Consider the following 14,714-nt stretch of genomic DNA (forward strand, 5'->3'; position numbering starts at 1 on the left):
AAATGCAATAACAGAACAATAGCCCGAAACTGTTTATAAATCGAAAGGTTACATAAAAACCTAACAAAATCAGACAAATACTACCTAAGGAGTATATTGGGAGCGGCTTGATTTGCATCAATACCCCCTGTTACGCGCGCGTTATGTTTAGCCTTAGAAAATCAAAATTGAGGCAATTATGAGCAAAGTCAGACTCGCGATTATTGGTAACGGCATGGTCGGCCATCGCTTTATCGAAGACTTACTGGATAAAGCAGAGCCGGGCCAGTTCGAGATCACGGTATTTTGTGAAGAACCGCGCGTGGCCTATGACCGCGTCCATCTCTCCTCCTATTTCTCCCACCATACCGCCGAAGAGTTGTCACTGGTACGTGAAGGGTTCTACGAGAAGCATAACGTCAATGTGCTGATTGGCGAACGCGCCATCACGCTGAACCGCAAAGAGAAAGTGATCCACTCCAGCAGCGGCCGCACGGTGGTTTACGACAAACTGATTATCGCGACGGGCTCCTACCCGTGGGTGCCTCCGATCCTTGGTTCCGATGGCCAGGATTGCTTCGTTTACCGCACCATTGAAGATTTACACGCTATCGAATCCTGCGCCCGTCGCAGTAAACGCGGCGCCGTGGTCGGCGGCGGTTTGCTCGGCCTCGAAGCCGCCGGCGCCTTGAAAAACCTCGGCGTGGAAACCCACGTGGTCGAATTCGCCCCCGGCCTGATGGCTGAACAGCTCGATGTGATGGGCGGCAGTCAGCTGCGCCAGAAAATCGAAAGCATGGGCGTACGCGTCCACACCGCAAAAAATACCAAACAGATTGTTCAGGGTGGCACCGCCGCCCGTAAGACGATGGAGTTTGCCGACGGCACCTTCCTCGAAGTCGATTTTATCGTGTTCTCCACCGGTATCCGCCCGCAGGACAAACTGGCGCGCCAGTGCGATTTAGAGATCGCCCAGCGCGGTGGCATTGTGATTAACGACCAGTGCCAGACCAGCGATCCGGACGTGTACGCCATCGGCGAATGTGCGTCGTGGAATCAGCGGACTTTCGGCCTGGTGGCGCCGGGCTACAAAATGGCGCAAGTCACCGCCGACCATTTACTGGGTCGCGAAAACGCGTTCACCGGAGCAGACATGAGCGCCAAACTGAAACTGTTAGGCGTCGATGTGGCCGGTATTGGCGACGCTCACGCCCGCACGCCGGGGGCACGCAGTTATGTATACCTCGACGAGAACAAGGCGCTGTATAAGCGTCTGGTGGTCAGCGAAGACAATAAAACGCTGCTCGGCGCTGTGCTGGTGGGCGATACCAGCGATTATGGCAATCTGCTGCAACTGGTGCTGAACAACATTCCGCTGCCGGAAAACCCGGATGCGCTGATCCTGCCCGCCCACGCAGGCAGCGGCGGTGCGGTGATCGGCACCGATGCCCTGCCGGAAAGCGCGCAAATCTGCTCCTGCTTCGACGTCACGAAAGGCGACATCATCAAAGCGGTTCAGGGCGGCTGCCATACCGTAGCAGCACTGAAATCGGCCACCAAAGCCGGTACCGGCTGCGGCGGCTGTATTCCGCTGGTCACTCAGGTGCTGAATGCTGAACTGAGTAAGCAAGGCATCGAAGTGAATCATCACCTGTGCGAACACTTCGCGTATTCACGTCAGGAGCTGTATCACCTGATCCGCGTCGAAGGCATCCGTTCGTTCGATGATTTACTGAATAAATACGGCAAAGGCTACGGCTGCGAAGTCTGTAAACCGACCGTCGGCTCGCTGCTGGCTTCCTGCTGGAATGATTACGTGCTTAAAGCACAGCACACGCCGCTGCAGGACACCAACGACGTGTTCCTCGCCAACATGCAGAAAGACGGCACTTATTCCGTCATTCCTCGTTCGCCGGGCGGTGAAATCACACCACAAGGTTTGCAGGCAATTGGCGAAATCGCGGCGGAATACAATCTTTACACCAAAATCACCGGCTCGCAGCGCATCGGGATGTTCGGCGCGCAAAAAGACGATTTGCCAGCCATCTGGCAGAAACTGATTAACGCCGGGTTCGAAACCGGTCAGGCTTACGCCAAAGCATTGCGCATGGCGAAAACCTGCGTCGGCAGCACCTGGTGCCGTTACGGCGTCGGCGACAGCCTCGGTTTCGGCATCAGCCTGGAACACCGTTACAAAGGCATCCGTACGCCGCACAAGATGAAATTCGGCGTTTCCGGCTGTACCCGTGAATGTTCTGAAGCACAGGGCAAAGACGTCGGGATTATTGCGACGGAAAACGGCTGGAACCTGTATGTCTGCGGCAACGGCGGCATGAAACCGCGCCACGGTGATTTGCTGGCAGCCGATCTGGATAACGAGACTCTGCTGCGTTATCTCGACCGCTTCATGATGTTCTACATCCGCACCGCCGATAAACTGCAACGCACCTCGGTCTGGATGGACAACCTTGAAGGCGGAATTGTTTACCTGCGCAAAGTTATCATCGACAACAAACTGGGCCTGAACGATCAGCTGGAAGCCGAGCTGACACGCCTGCGTGATTCAGCCGTATGTGAATGGCAGGAAACGCTGAACGACCCGGCGGCGCAAACCCGCTTTAGCCACTTTATCAACAGCAGCCAGCGTGACCCGAACGTGCAGTTCGTCGGTGAACGTCAGCAACATCGTCCGGCGCGGCCTGACGAACGTATCCCGGTGAAACAACTCGCCGACGGGGAGGAAGTATTATGAGCCAGTGGTTAACGCTTTGTTCTGTTGAGCAGATCTTACCGGGTTGTGGCGTCTGCGCGCTCGCGGGCGATCAACAGGTTGCCCTGTTCCGCCCTTACGCTGACGAGCAGATCTTTGCCCTGTCGAACCTCGACCCGTTTGCGCAGGCCAGTGTGCTCTCACGCGGAATTATCGCGGAGCATCAGGGCGAGCTGTGGGTGGCAAGCCCGCTGAAAAAACAGCATTTTCGCCTGAGCGATGGCTTGTGCATGGAAGACGATCAGTATTCGATCCCGGCCTATGACGTGCGCGTGCGCGACGGGAATGTGGAAATCAATACCGCCCGTCTTCAGGCTGAGCGCTGTTAAACTCCGCACCGTCCACGCCGCCTCCGGGCGGCGTTTTTATCTGTTTCGCCACATCCGTTTGATAGAGAAGCGCCCATGGATTACCTGCCCCTCTTTTGTCAGTTAAAAAACAGAGCCTGTTTGCTGGTTGGTGCCGGTGACGTGGCAGAACGTAAAGCCCGCCTGCTGCTGGAAGCCGGTGCAAAACTGACGGTAAACGCCCTCACCTTTACACAGCAATTTCAGATCTGGGCTGATGAAGGCAAAGTCCGCCTGTTGCGCGGCGAATTCTCCCCGCTGCTGGTGGACGAAAAATGGCTGGTCGTGGCCGCTACCGATTCCGATTTGGTGAATCAGGAAGTCAGTGACGCCGCCGAACACCGTCGCGTGTTCTGTAACGTGGTGGATGCCCCGGAACGTGCCAGCGTGATCATGCCGTCGATTATCGACCGTTCGCCGCTGATGATTGCCGTCTCCTCCGGCGGTAATGCACCGGTGCTGGCGCGCCTGCTGCGTGAGCGTCTGGAGGCTATACTGCCGCTGCATCTGGGCAAACTGGCGCAGGTAGCGGGCGGATTACGCGCACGGGTCAAAAACCAGTTCAGCGAGATGTCCGAACGCCGCCGCTGGTGGGAAAAGTTGTTTAATCATCATCGTCTGGCGCAGTCTCTGGCTAACAACGATGAAGCACAAAGCGCGCAATTTATCGAAGAGCTGTTCAGCGAACCGGTAGATAAACACGGCGAAGTGGTTCTGGTGGGCGCCGGGCCAGGCGACGCCGGATTACTGACGCTCAAAGGCTTGCAGCAAATGCAGCTGGCCGACGTGGTGGTTTACGACCGGCTGGTTTCCGATGGCGTGCTGAATCTGGTGCGCCGTGACGCCGAGCGGATTTTCGTCGGCAAGCGTGCCGGACACCACTGCGTACCGCAGGAGCGTATCAATGAAATCCTGCTGGAACAGGCGCAGATGGGCAAACGCGTTGTCCGGCTAAAAGGTGGCGATCCGTTCATCTTTGGCCGTGGCGGCGAGGAACTGGAAGCACTGAAAGCCGCGGGAATCGCGTTTTCCGTGGTGCCGGGTATCACGGCGGCTTCCGGTTGTTCAGCCTACAGCGGCATTCCGCTGACTCACCGTGACCACGCGCAAAGCGTGCGGCTGATCACCGGCCATGCAAAGCAGGACGGCATTCTGGACTGGGCCTGCATGGCGCAAAGCCAGCAAACGCTGGTGTTTTATATGGGGCTGACGCAGGCCGGTGAAATACAGCGCCGTTTACTGGAAAATGGTCTGGCCGCAGAAACGCCCGTCGCGCTGGTGGAAAACGGCACCAGCCAGCAGCAGCGGGTCGTGACCGGCGTGCTGACTGAACTGGGCAATCTGGCAAAACAGGTGCAAAGCCCGAGCCTGATTATCGTCGGCAGCGTGGTAAGCCTGCGGGAAAAACTGAACTGGTTTGCCAGTAAAACGCAGAACTGACATGCCAGCGCAACGTTGCCTGTATCTTTCACCGATGTTGTAAGGTGTTGAAAGCAAAAAACCACGTCAGGAAGACGTGGTTTTTGTGTTCACAGCGAAGTCAGGGATTATGGCAGCGTAACAAAACCAATCGCTTCATAAGCTTTCTTCAGCGTCACGCTGGCGCGGGCGCGGGCTTTCTCAGCACCTTCTTTCATCACCTCTTGCAGGTAAGCTTCGTCGCTGCGGAAGCGGTTAAAACGCTCTTGCACGTCGGTCAGCATACCTGAAACAGCTTCGGCCACCGCACCTTTCAGATGACCATACATCTGACCTTCAAATTCAGCTTCCAGCTCTGGAATCGCTTTGCCGGTGACACCGGAAAGGATATCCAGCAGGTTTGAAACGCCCGGCTTATTTTTAATGTCGTAACGGATGACCGGTGGCTCTTCGGAATCCGTCATCGCGCTTTTGATTTTCTTGGTGACCGCTTTCGGATCTTCCAGCAGGCCAATCACGTTTTTACGGTTGTCATCCGACTTGGACATCTTCTTGGTCGGTTCCTGCAATGACATCACGCGCGCACCGGATTTCGGAATGAACGGCTCAGGCACGGTAAACACGTCACCGTAAATCGCGTTGAAACGGCTGGCGATATCGCGGCTCAGTTCCAGATGCTGTTTCTGGTCTTCACCGACCGGCACCTGATTGGTCTGGTACAGCAGAATATCGGCCGCCATCAGCACCGGATAATCGAACAGACCGGCGGTGATACTTTCGCTGTTGGACGTCTCGTAACGCGCTGATTTGTCTTTAAACTGCGTCATGCGACCCAGCTCACCGAAATAGGTGTAGCAGTTCAGCGCCCAGCTCAGTTGCGTATGTTCAGGAACATGAGACTGCACGAAGATCGTGCTTTTCTTCGGATCAATACCGACGGCCAGATACAGTGCCAGCGTGTCGAGCGTTGCTTTACGCAGCTTTTCCGCATCCTGGCGCACGGTGATCGCATGCAAATCGACGATGCAGTAAATGCATTCGTAATCGTCCTGCATTTTGACCCACTGACGCAGCGCACCCATGTAGTTGCCAATGGTCAATTCGCCGGAGGGCTGTGCGCCACTAAATACGATGGGTTTACTCATTTTATGCTTCCTGATCTTTTAAAGATGACAGCCCCAAGGTGGGCAGAAGGTCGGCGAAATTCTCCAGTACGCGATCGGGTTTGGTCAGCGCGATAGTTTCACCGTAGTTATAACCGTATGTCATGCCGACGCACGGACAGCCAGCGGCCTGTGCAGCATGAATATCATTGCGTGAATCACCGACAAACACCATTTCACTGGCACGCAGTCCGAGCAACGCCAGGGTCATATAGACCGGCGCCGGATGCGGTTTTTTTGCCACGACGTCATCGCCGCCAATCACGACGGTGAAATAACTGTCGATACCCAGCGATTGCAGCAAAGGCGCGATGAAAGGCGTCGGTTTATTGGTCACCAGCCCCATTGGCAGCCCCGCCGCGGCCAGTGCGGCCAGCGTCTCTTTGACCTGAGGGTATAAACGGCTGCCGCCTGCGGCGGTACCGGCATAATAGTGATCAAATTTATTACGCACATTCTGCAGAAATTCTGGCGACATATCGCCTTCGGCCCAGCGGACGGCGCGTTCAACCATGACGTCGGCACCGTTGCCAATCCAGGTGCTGAGGCGCGCAACGCCAGCGGCCGGTAAACCGACATCACGCAAAGCCAGATCCACGGCCTCGGCCAGACCCGGCGCGCTGTCGACCAGCGTGCCGTCTAAATCAAATGCCAGACCACGCGCAGCCAGAGTGTCAGTCATGGGAAACCTTCGCCAGCTCGCTGCGCATGTGGTCAATGACGGTGCCGTAATCTGGCTGATTGAAGATGGCTGAACCGGCGACAAACATGTCGGCGCCCGCAGCAGCAATCTCACGGATATTTTCCGCTTTCACGCCGCCATCCACTTCCAGTCGAATGTCGTAACCGCTCGCATCAATAATCTTGCGCACCTGACGCAGTTTATCCAGCGTGCCCGGAATAAAGGACTGACCGCCAAAGCCGGGGTTGACCGACATCAGCAGGATCACATCCAGTTTATCCATCACATAGTCGAGATAGCTCAGCGAGGTGGCCGGATTAAAGACCAGACCGGCTTTACAGCCGTGGCTTTTGATCAGTTGCAAAGTGCGGTCAACGTGCTCAGAGGCTTCCGGATGGAAAGTAATGTACGTCGCGCCCGCTTCAGCAAAATCAGGCACCAGACGATCCACCGGTTTTACCATCAGATGAACATCGATCGGTGCTGTGATGCCGTAATCGCGCAGTGCTTTGAGGATCGCAGGCCCCATCGTTAAATTCGGTACGTAGTGGTTATCCATTACATCGAAATGTACGACGTCTCCACCCGCAGCCAGTGCCTTTGCCGTGTCTTCACCCAGACGGGCAAAGTCGGCAGACAGAATCGACGGTGCAATCAAAAACTGTTTCATCCGCTTCTCCAAACGATAAGGTTACCTGTTGACTGCGGCGCAAACCGGCAATCAGCGATACAACGCTAAAAGTTCGTTCACTTTGCTGCGTTGAGCAACATTGCTGCTGATAGTACGACGCGCAGAGACGCGATGCAGTTCCGCTTCTGCGTACCATTCCAGCGTAAGTGGTGTTTCGTGGTTGGAGATCAGCACCGGTACCGCATTCTCATTCGAGAGCTGCTGCGCCAGGCGCGCCAGATTGCGCTGATCGTCCATGCTAAAGCTGTTGGTGTGATACGCCGTAAAATTCGCAGTAGCAGAAAGTGGCGCATAAGGTGGATCGCAATAAACCACCGAGCCAGACTCCGCTTTCAGCAACGTGTCCTGATAATGCTCGCACACGAAAACCGCATTTTTGGCTTTTTCAGCAAACCAGTGGAGTTCTTCTTCCGGAAAATACGGTTTTTTATAACGGCCAAAAGGCACATTAAACGCTCCGCTGAGGTTATAGCGACACAGGCCGTTGTAACAATGGCGGTTCAAATAGAGGAAAAGTACCGAACGACGATAAGGGTCGCTGCTGGCATTGAACTCAGCCCTCAGGACGTAAAAACGATCTGAATCATTATACTCAGGCGTGAAAAGCACACGGGCATCACGCACAAATTCGTCTGTGCGGAGTTTCACAATGTTATAGAGGTTGATCAGGTCGCTGTTGATATCCGCCAGAATGTAGGCGTCATACTCAGTATTCAAAAATACCGAGCCCGCGCCAACAAAAGGCTCAATCAGACAATCTCCCGCCGGAAGATGACGTTTAATGTCATCAATCAGCGGGTATTTGCCGCCAGCCCACTTCAAAAACGCGCGGTTCTTCTTCATGCCGTCAGTTAGCTACTTATACAATTCACAGCCGCGGATTGTACCCTGTTTTTAGACAGCAAATCGCGTTGAGATCAGATTCATTTTTTCAGGTCTTGCTGTACCTGATGTACAGGTTTAACCCACGGTTTTTTCGCCTGAACTTCCGCAGGCAGACTGGCAATAGCACGCTTGGCTTCTGCAGAAGACGCATAGTTACCACTGACCAATACATACCACGGCTTCCCGTCACGGGCAGTCTGATAGACCAGATAGTTTTTCAAACCTGATTGTTTGGCAAAAGCGTTCAGCGAAGTAGCCTGAGAGGCACCGCTTAACTGCAGCGTGAAGTGTGAACCAGGTGCAGACTTAATGGCTGATGCGCTGCCTGAAGCCACTGCTGGCGCAGACGCGGCAGGCGTTGACGCTGTCTGGGATTTGGCCGGGTGCGATGCCGTCGCCGCAGGTTTACGCTCAATCGGTTTCGCGGTATGGGTGGTCTGCGGGGTACGGACAGTTTGCGCCGGACGGGTATGCGTAGCTGAAGGTTGTGAAACGGCCGGCGTCTGAGTACGCGCCGAACCATTGACTGTCGCCGCGGCGGTCGGCAGAGAGGTCAGAGATTGTGCAGCACCATTGGTTGCTGAACCCTGAACCATACTGCCCTGCGCAACACCATCTACCTGATTCTGCTGGGAAGACAATGCATCGCCCATATCACCCGGCAGATCCACACGTTCTTTCTGACCATTATCAGGCAGAGGCTGTGCTTCAGTTGGGGTGGAGGACACTGGCGGTAAACCAATATTCTGCGGCTGCTGGCCATTTGCGGCCTGAGCGGTGTTGTTTTGCGCCTGCGCGGAGGGCTGAGCCGGGGCTGCAGCGTCGTTGCCCGCAAGATTAATGTCTTTCGGACCGTTGTTCTGCTGGGTAGCCTGGTTCGATGTCGGTGACTTCATGGCAGAGCCGATACCTACGATCAGCAACACCAGCACCACAATACCGATGCCAATCATGACGTACTGACGGGAAACAGCGACCTTTGGTATGGAAGGAGACGGTTTGCGCGCGCGCGGTGGGCGGCGATCGCTGGTGTCTGGCTTGAGATCGTCTTCCGGTGTTAAATCATCCATCTAAAACCTCCAACCCGGCTAAAAGCCTGAAACAGGCCTCACGCGGAGCAACTATCCTGACTAATAAATATAACGCTTGCTGGGCATTGGTAAAATCGGTCGTTATCTGGCCAAAAAAGTGGCCACAGGTTTAACGGCAATCTTCAATCGAAGCCAGCACCATTTCATGCGATACGCCGGAGCGTACTTCAGACTGTCCAATTGCTTTCGGTAAAACCAGACGCAGTTCGCCAGCCAGTACTTTCTTATCACGCATCATGTGCGGCAAATAGGCGTCGGCTTTCATGACCTGTGGCCCGGTGACCGGTAAACCGGCGCGGGTCAGCAAGGTTTTCACCCGGGCGATATCACCCAGACCGAATTGACCGAGGCGATGGGCGGTATAACACGCCATCATCATGCCTGCGGACACGGCTTCACCGTGCAGCCAGTTGCCATAACCCATTTCAGCTTCAATAGCATGGCCATAAGTATGGCCCAGATTCAGCAAGGCGCGCAGTCCGTTTTCACGTTCATCGGCAGCGACAACCTCCGCTTTCAGCTCGCAGCAACGTCGGATGCAGTAAGCCAGCGCGTTCATATCCAGCGCCAGCAGAGCGTCCATGTTGTCTTCAAGCCAGACAAAGAAGTCGGCATCCAAAATAATGCCGTATTTGATCACTTCCGCCAGCCCCGATGACATTTCACGGGCAGGTAAAGTGCGCAGACAGTCGAGATCAACCACCACCGACGCAGGCTGATAAAACGCGCCGATCATGTTTTTTCCGAGGGGATGGTTTACCGCCGTTTTACCGCCAACGGAGGAATCGACCTGAGAAAGCAACGTGGTAGGCACCTGAACAAAGCGTACACCGCGTTGATAACTGGCTGCAGCGAAGCCGGTTAAATCACCGACTACGCCGCCGCCAAGGGCGACAAGTGTGGTATCACGTCCGTGCGGCTTTTGGAGCAGCGCGGAGAACACGTCATTGAGAACAGTCAGGGATTTGTATTGTTCACCATCAGGCAAAATCACCTGATCAACACGAACGCCTGCCTGCTCCAGCACTGAACGAATGCCGTCCAGATAGAGAGGAGCGAGGGTTTCATTGGTCACTATCATGACCTGATCGCCTGCCTTTACCGGCATAAAAGAAGCCGGATCGTGGAACAATCCGGCAGCAATCGTAATGGGGTAGCTACGCTCCCCTAACGTTACGGTAATCCTCTCCATGTCGCGCTCTGTAACCTTCTTTAACTGACACCCTCAGGCAATGATAGAAACCAAAAATCAGTTACTTTCCAGCATGTTAATAATCTGGTTGGCGACGACTTTGGCACTTTGATCATCGGTACGAATAGTGACGTCGGCAATCTCTTCATACAAAGGATTGCGTTCTCTCGCCAGTGCTTCAAGCACTTCACGCGGCGGAGCACTCACTTGTAATAATGGACGTTTTTTGTCGCGTTGTGTACGCGCCAGTTGTTTTTCGATGGTAGTTTCAAGATAGACGACAACGCCACGCGCCGACAAACGGTTACGGGTTTCACGTGATTTAACGGAACCCCCGCCAGTTGCCAGAACGATGCCTTGTTTTTCGGTCAATTCGTTGATCACTTTTTCTTCGCGGTCGCGGAAGCCGTCTTCGCCTTCTAAATCAAATACCCAGCCCACATCAGCTCCGGTACGTCGCTCAATTTCGTGATCGGAGTCGAAAAACTCCATATTGAGTTGTTGAGCTAACTGTCGACCAATAGTGCTTTTGCCGGCACCCATAGGCCCAACCAGAAAGATATTGCGTTTCTCTGCCATGTTTTTCGGTATTACTAAGACTATTTCGTTGATGATAACCCGCCCCGCCAATCAAATTAGCGGCGGGACCTAAACTGAAACCTCATGAGCGATAGTGCGAGATCAGAAAAAAATTATCTCAACACTCTTGGTAGTTTGGCAACCGAATAAATCACATTGCACGCCGCAGGAGGGAAACCGTACGTTTTTATCGACGTGTGTGCAGTAAAAAAAGATCACGGTGCTTAATTCGGTAACCCTTGTAAGCTAAATCGACGGCAGCGTCAAACTCAGAAGCCTCTGACGACACAAAAAGTTGCACGTGCTCAAGGTAATTATGCGGTTTAGGTTAACACTTAATACCCGCTTAGCGGGTGCGGATTAAGGTTGGAGTGATGAAAATCACCAACTCACGCCGCTGTTCATTCGTATACTGGTGTTTAAACAAGGAACCTACCACCGGAATATCGCCGAGGACGGGCACTTTTGTATCTGTGTTCTGATTTTTACGTTGAAAAATTCCGCCGAGTACAATCGTTTCGCCATCTTTTACAGTGACCTGGGTTTTAATTTCCTGCTTATCGATCGCCAGCGCTTCACCTTCTGACTGTTTAATGCTCCGCCCCGGCATGTTCTGGCTGATTTGTAATGCCAGCTGGATGCGACCGTCACGCTGAATTTTGGGCGTCACTTCCATACCGAGCACGGCTTCTTTAAATTCGATCGAGGTGCTGCCACTCGCACCACTGGACACCTGATAAGGAATTTCGGTGCCCTGTTTGATACTGGCGGTCTGCATATGCGCCGTCAGCAACCGCGGGCTGGCGATAATATCGACTTTGTCTTCCTGCTCAAGCGCAGTCAATTCGAGATCCAGTATCCGTCCGCTGATGTGCGCCAGATTAAATCCCGCGGTAAATATCGGGTTTTCTACCGGCATCCCCATGCTGAAATTGTTCATACGCACGGCTTTGGTGATCGCCTCTTCCCCCGTGAATCCCCAGCGTACGCCTAATTCCCTCAGGCTTTCGCTATTCATTGTTACGATGTGTGCTGCCAGTTGCACCTGCTGCAAGGGCAGATCCATCTCTTTCACCCACGGCGCAACCACATCCAGCGCTTCTTGAGTATCACGCAATAAAAGTGTGTTGGTGCGCGGATCCGCAGACGCACTGCCCTTTACAGAAAGCAGCGTGCCTTTTTGCGCGTTCAGACTCAGCGCCGCGTCTTTGGCATCGGCATATTGCAGCGGCACGGTCAGGCTGAGTACCGGACGTTGATCTTCCTGCTGCTCGGCAGCCTCCCTGAGTTTCTGTTGCTGTAAAAGCGGATCGATTTCAGGTGACACCATCAGCACGTTGCCTTCCAGCTGGCTGGTGAGATGGTTCATGCGCAGGATAATATCCAGCGCCTGCTGCCAGGGCACTTCCCTGAGCTTCACGCTGATCTGCCCTTCAATGCCCGGCGCAGTAATAAGATTGAGCTGCCGGGTATCGGCCAGCGCCTGCAACACCATTTCCACCGGCGCGGTCTGAAACTCCAGTGACACCGGCGACAACTGAGCGGCCTTCGCCGCGCTAAAACACAAACATAACGGCAGCCACCAGGCGGCATAGTTAATCTGTTTCATCATTTTCCTTTCCGTGGAGTGACAATAGGTTGACCAAACCGAAGGGTCTGGCGCTGCTCGCCGCAGCGAATATCGCTGATGCTGAGTTCGATCTTTGACGCACTGAGCGCTTCTACCGTCCATTGCGGCATACCGATCTGCGCGCCTGCTTCTACCTTTATCCAGCCTTCATCCGGCGAGAGTAACCAGCCGGACTGCTGCCCTTCCGCCTGCACTATCCCGCCTAAACGCCATGCCGAAGATAGCGCTTCGTCCGCACAAGGCCGGGCTGGCGTGGAAGCAAAGGGATCACGCACGGGAAGGCTCGTGGCAGCCGCATCGGGAATTTCCGCAGCCTCGGCGGTTTGCGTCAATAAAAGTGAGGCCGCAAGACCGTCTTCACCCGCCCGCAGATTCAGTTCACTGAACGCCGGATGCGAAGGTTTTTGCAGCAATGTCTGAAGAAAATGCATCAGCGCGCTAAACGACGCGTTCAGATGAAGTTCACCTTGCGGGCCGGGCGCGGGCAACCACTGAACCAGCGTGGCTTGTGAGGTTTTCAGTGGCTGTGAGAATTGCTGCTCCAGAGGCAAAATGTCATTTTCTGCCCGCACGTTTTCTTTCAGAGTCTGCTCCAGGCGCGACAGCGGTGATGCCTGAAGCAATATCACCTGGGCATGAGCCACAACCCGCTGTATATCCTTGATCTGCTTCTCCAGATCATTCTGTTGCTGCCACATGCCACTCAACACGCACTGATATAGGATCATCGCCATGCATAACATTGCACACGTCAGCATTGATGCCAGCTGCCAGCCCGGTCTTTGCATGAGAGGTTCAAGCCGCGCGGCGAAGGAGAACGTCATGGCCGCGCCTCCTGTTTATCCGCTGATAAAACGTCAGGCGGCTGACGCAGTTGCATCTTCAGGGTAAAACTCAGCGCCAGACCGGATTGCTGACGTACATCTGCAAGGCTGACGTCACCGAGTAATTCGCTGGCGGCGAGCGTTTCACCAAAAGCCAAAATATCGTGATAAAATCGCCCTTCACCCTTGAGCGTCAGGTGGTTCTGATGCTCAGTCAGTTCACTCAGCCGGAGATCCTCGGGCATATTTTCAGCCAGCAACGTCAGCAGTTGCAGATAGTCCCTGCTTCGCTGCGCCTTCTGCTGGCTTATCAGGCGCTGAGCCATCTGCTCTTTTACCTTTGCTGATGCCGCATCCACACGCCGTTGCTGGAGAGACAGCGCCTGCGAAGCGAGTTTCAGCGCAGCGACATGCTGCAGTAACAGTGTCTGATGCTGTGCCTGAAAAGCAGCACAGATCCAAGAACCCGCCAGCAGCAATCCCGGAAACAACATCGTCACGTTCAGCCAGAAACGCAGCCGTTTCCGGCCCTGCACCCTGCGCCAGGGCAATAAATTGACCTGTAGCATCAGCAATCCATATGTCGCAGTGCCAGCCCGACGGCGGGAGCAAAAGCGCCGGGGCTGACCGGTAGCGGTGCAGATAACTGACCGATAGCGCTCAGCGGCGACCAGCTTTGCAGTGACGGCGGTGGATTTTCGCCGCTGTAATAGCCTCCGGCTTCACACAACGTCGCCGCGCGATACTGCGTACGAACCCGCTCTGCCAGGGAAGTGTCGGCCTGCGCGTCAGTGTTATCGAATAATCCAAACTGGAACGGCAAACCGTGCGGCGAAGCCCAGAGAATGGCATCGTCGAGAGGATGAATCAGCAAAGCGTCACCGGGAAGCCCGGCGGCATGGGCGGCAACCTGAAGAGCACAGGGGGCAAGTTCGATCACCTGCGGGAAAAGCTGCGCCTGCGCCAGACAGCGCATCCACTGTTCGATTTCCTGCTGCCTGGCAGCGGTGACCACCATCTGATTATCGCCGCACGGGTCTGCGCGATAGTCCATCACCAGATGTTCGATGCTGAGGGGGAACTGTTTCGCCGCATGGGCGAAAATAAAGGCGCTGCGGGCAGGCTCAGGCATACGCACATCAGGCGCGGCCATACGCTGCTGCATGATCCGCTGTGCCGGGAGGCTGATTCTGAGTGACAGCGTCGAGGGTAAGGTTTTGCGCCAAATTGATAAAATGGCGATCAGTGGCGCAGTCTCATGTAATATGCCCTCCCGCAACGTGAAATCGGGCAGCGGATGCTGCCACCAATGACGTAATTGCCAGCCATGACGCCGCCTTTGTACGGCGATCGCACGGGCAAAACCGGCTTGAATATCCAGACCTACCTGCCATGCTTGTAGTCGCATTTTCGCCCAATCTCCATATCGTCAAGTAAATAAAAGTACGTATCCATGTTGCAG

Annotated in this window: 14 protein-coding genes; 3 read left to right on the forward strand and 11 right to left on the reverse strand. The window is 54.7% G+C overall.

What is annotated here, in order from left to right; genetic code table 11:
• Positions 1-178: 178 nt before the first annotated feature.
• From nirB to cysG, 3 genes are all read left to right on the forward strand, one after another.
• Positions 179-2,731, forward strand: a complete 2,553-nt coding sequence (nirB, locus tag ACO0U8_RS16950; protein WP_056775326.1) for a nitrite reductase large subunit NirB — start codon at positions 179-181, stop codon at positions 2,729-2,731.
• Positions 2,728-3,078 carry a nitrite reductase small subunit NirD gene (gene nirD / locus ACO0U8_RS16955; RefSeq protein ID WP_056775329.1) on the forward strand — a complete coding sequence of 117 codons (351 nt, stop codon included), beginning with the start codon at positions 2,728-2,730 and terminating at the stop codon, positions 3,076-3,078. The genes nirB and nirD overlap by 4 nt, the downstream gene beginning before the upstream one ends.
• A 75-nt stretch (positions 3,079-3,153) precedes the next feature.
• Complete coding sequence (cysG, locus tag ACO0U8_RS16960) at positions 3,154-4,536, forward strand: siroheme synthase CysG (RefSeq protein WP_421671299.1); 1,383 nt, start codon at positions 3,154-3,156, stop codon at positions 4,534-4,536.
• A 107-nt stretch (positions 4,537-4,643) separates the two neighbouring features.
• Here the strand turns inward: cysG and trpS are convergent, their stop codons facing one another.
• The 11 genes from trpS to pilM form a co-directional block, all read right to left on the reverse strand.
• Entirely contained in the window at positions 4,644-5,660 is a 1,017-nt protein-coding gene (gene trpS / locus ACO0U8_RS16965; RefSeq protein WP_056775333.1) for a tryptophan--tRNA ligase, read from the reverse strand.
• 1 nt (position 5,661) lies between these two features.
• On the reverse strand, positions 5,662-6,360 hold the full coding sequence (locus ACO0U8_RS16970) for a phosphoglycolate phosphatase (protein ID WP_122097304.1): 699 nt from the start codon (positions 6,358-6,360) through the stop codon (positions 5,662-5,664).
• Complete coding sequence (rpe, locus tag ACO0U8_RS16975) at positions 6,353-7,030, reverse strand: ribulose-phosphate 3-epimerase (protein ID WP_122097303.1); 678 nt, start codon at positions 7,028-7,030, stop codon at positions 6,353-6,355. Before rpe ends, ACO0U8_RS16970 begins: the two co-directional genes overlap by 8 nt.
• Positions 7,031-7,081: 51 nt before the next feature.
• The gene (gene dam, locus ACO0U8_RS16980) at positions 7,082-7,894 is read right to left on the reverse strand and encodes an adenine-specific DNA-methyltransferase (protein ID WP_056775343.1); all 813 of its coding nucleotides are present in this window, start codon (positions 7,892-7,894) and stop codon (positions 7,082-7,084) included.
• A gap of 80 nt (positions 7,895-7,974) precedes the next feature.
• Positions 7,975-9,006 carry an SPOR domain-containing protein gene (locus ACO0U8_RS16985; protein WP_421671300.1) on the reverse strand — a complete coding sequence of 344 codons (1,032 nt, stop codon included), beginning with the start codon at positions 9,004-9,006 and terminating at the stop codon, positions 7,975-7,977.
• 130 nt (positions 9,007-9,136) lie between these two features.
• The gene (gene aroB / locus ACO0U8_RS16990; protein WP_056775347.1) at positions 9,137-10,219 is read right to left on the reverse strand and encodes a 3-dehydroquinate synthase; all 1,083 of its coding nucleotides are present in this window, start codon (positions 10,217-10,219) and stop codon (positions 9,137-9,139) included.
• Positions 10,220-10,276: 57 nt separating this feature from the next.
• Complete coding sequence (aroK, locus tag ACO0U8_RS16995) at positions 10,277-10,798, reverse strand: shikimate kinase AroK (RefSeq protein WP_014333540.1); 522 nt, start codon at positions 10,796-10,798, stop codon at positions 10,277-10,279.
• Positions 10,799-11,144: 346 nt separating this feature from the next.
• Positions 11,145-12,407 (reverse strand): DNA uptake porin HofQ, encoded by a 1,263-nt coding sequence (gene hofQ, locus ACO0U8_RS17000; RefSeq protein ID WP_421671397.1) that lies wholly within the window; start codon positions 12,405-12,407, stop codon positions 11,145-11,147.
• Entirely contained in the window at positions 12,407-13,252 is an 846-nt protein-coding gene (locus ACO0U8_RS17005) for a pilus assembly protein PilO (RefSeq protein ID WP_421671301.1), read from the reverse strand. The genes hofQ and ACO0U8_RS17005 overlap by 1 nt, the downstream gene beginning before the upstream one ends.
• Positions 13,249-13,821, reverse strand: a complete 573-nt coding sequence (locus tag ACO0U8_RS17010; RefSeq protein WP_421671302.1) for a PilN domain-containing protein — start codon at positions 13,819-13,821, stop codon at positions 13,249-13,251. Before ACO0U8_RS17010 ends, ACO0U8_RS17005 begins: the two co-directional genes overlap by 4 nt.
• Positions 13,821-14,660, reverse strand: a complete 840-nt coding sequence (pilM, locus tag ACO0U8_RS17015; protein ID WP_217202950.1) for a pilus assembly protein PilM — start codon at positions 14,658-14,660, stop codon at positions 13,821-13,823. The genes ACO0U8_RS17010 and pilM overlap by 1 nt, the downstream gene beginning before the upstream one ends.
• Positions 14,661-14,714: the final 54 nt, after the last annotated feature.

Origin of the sequence: Rahnella sp. EDr1-12, assembly GCF_049206505.1 — a bacterium.
Classification (GTDB): Bacteria; Pseudomonadota; Gammaproteobacteria; order Enterobacterales; family Enterobacteriaceae; genus Rahnella; species Rahnella rivi.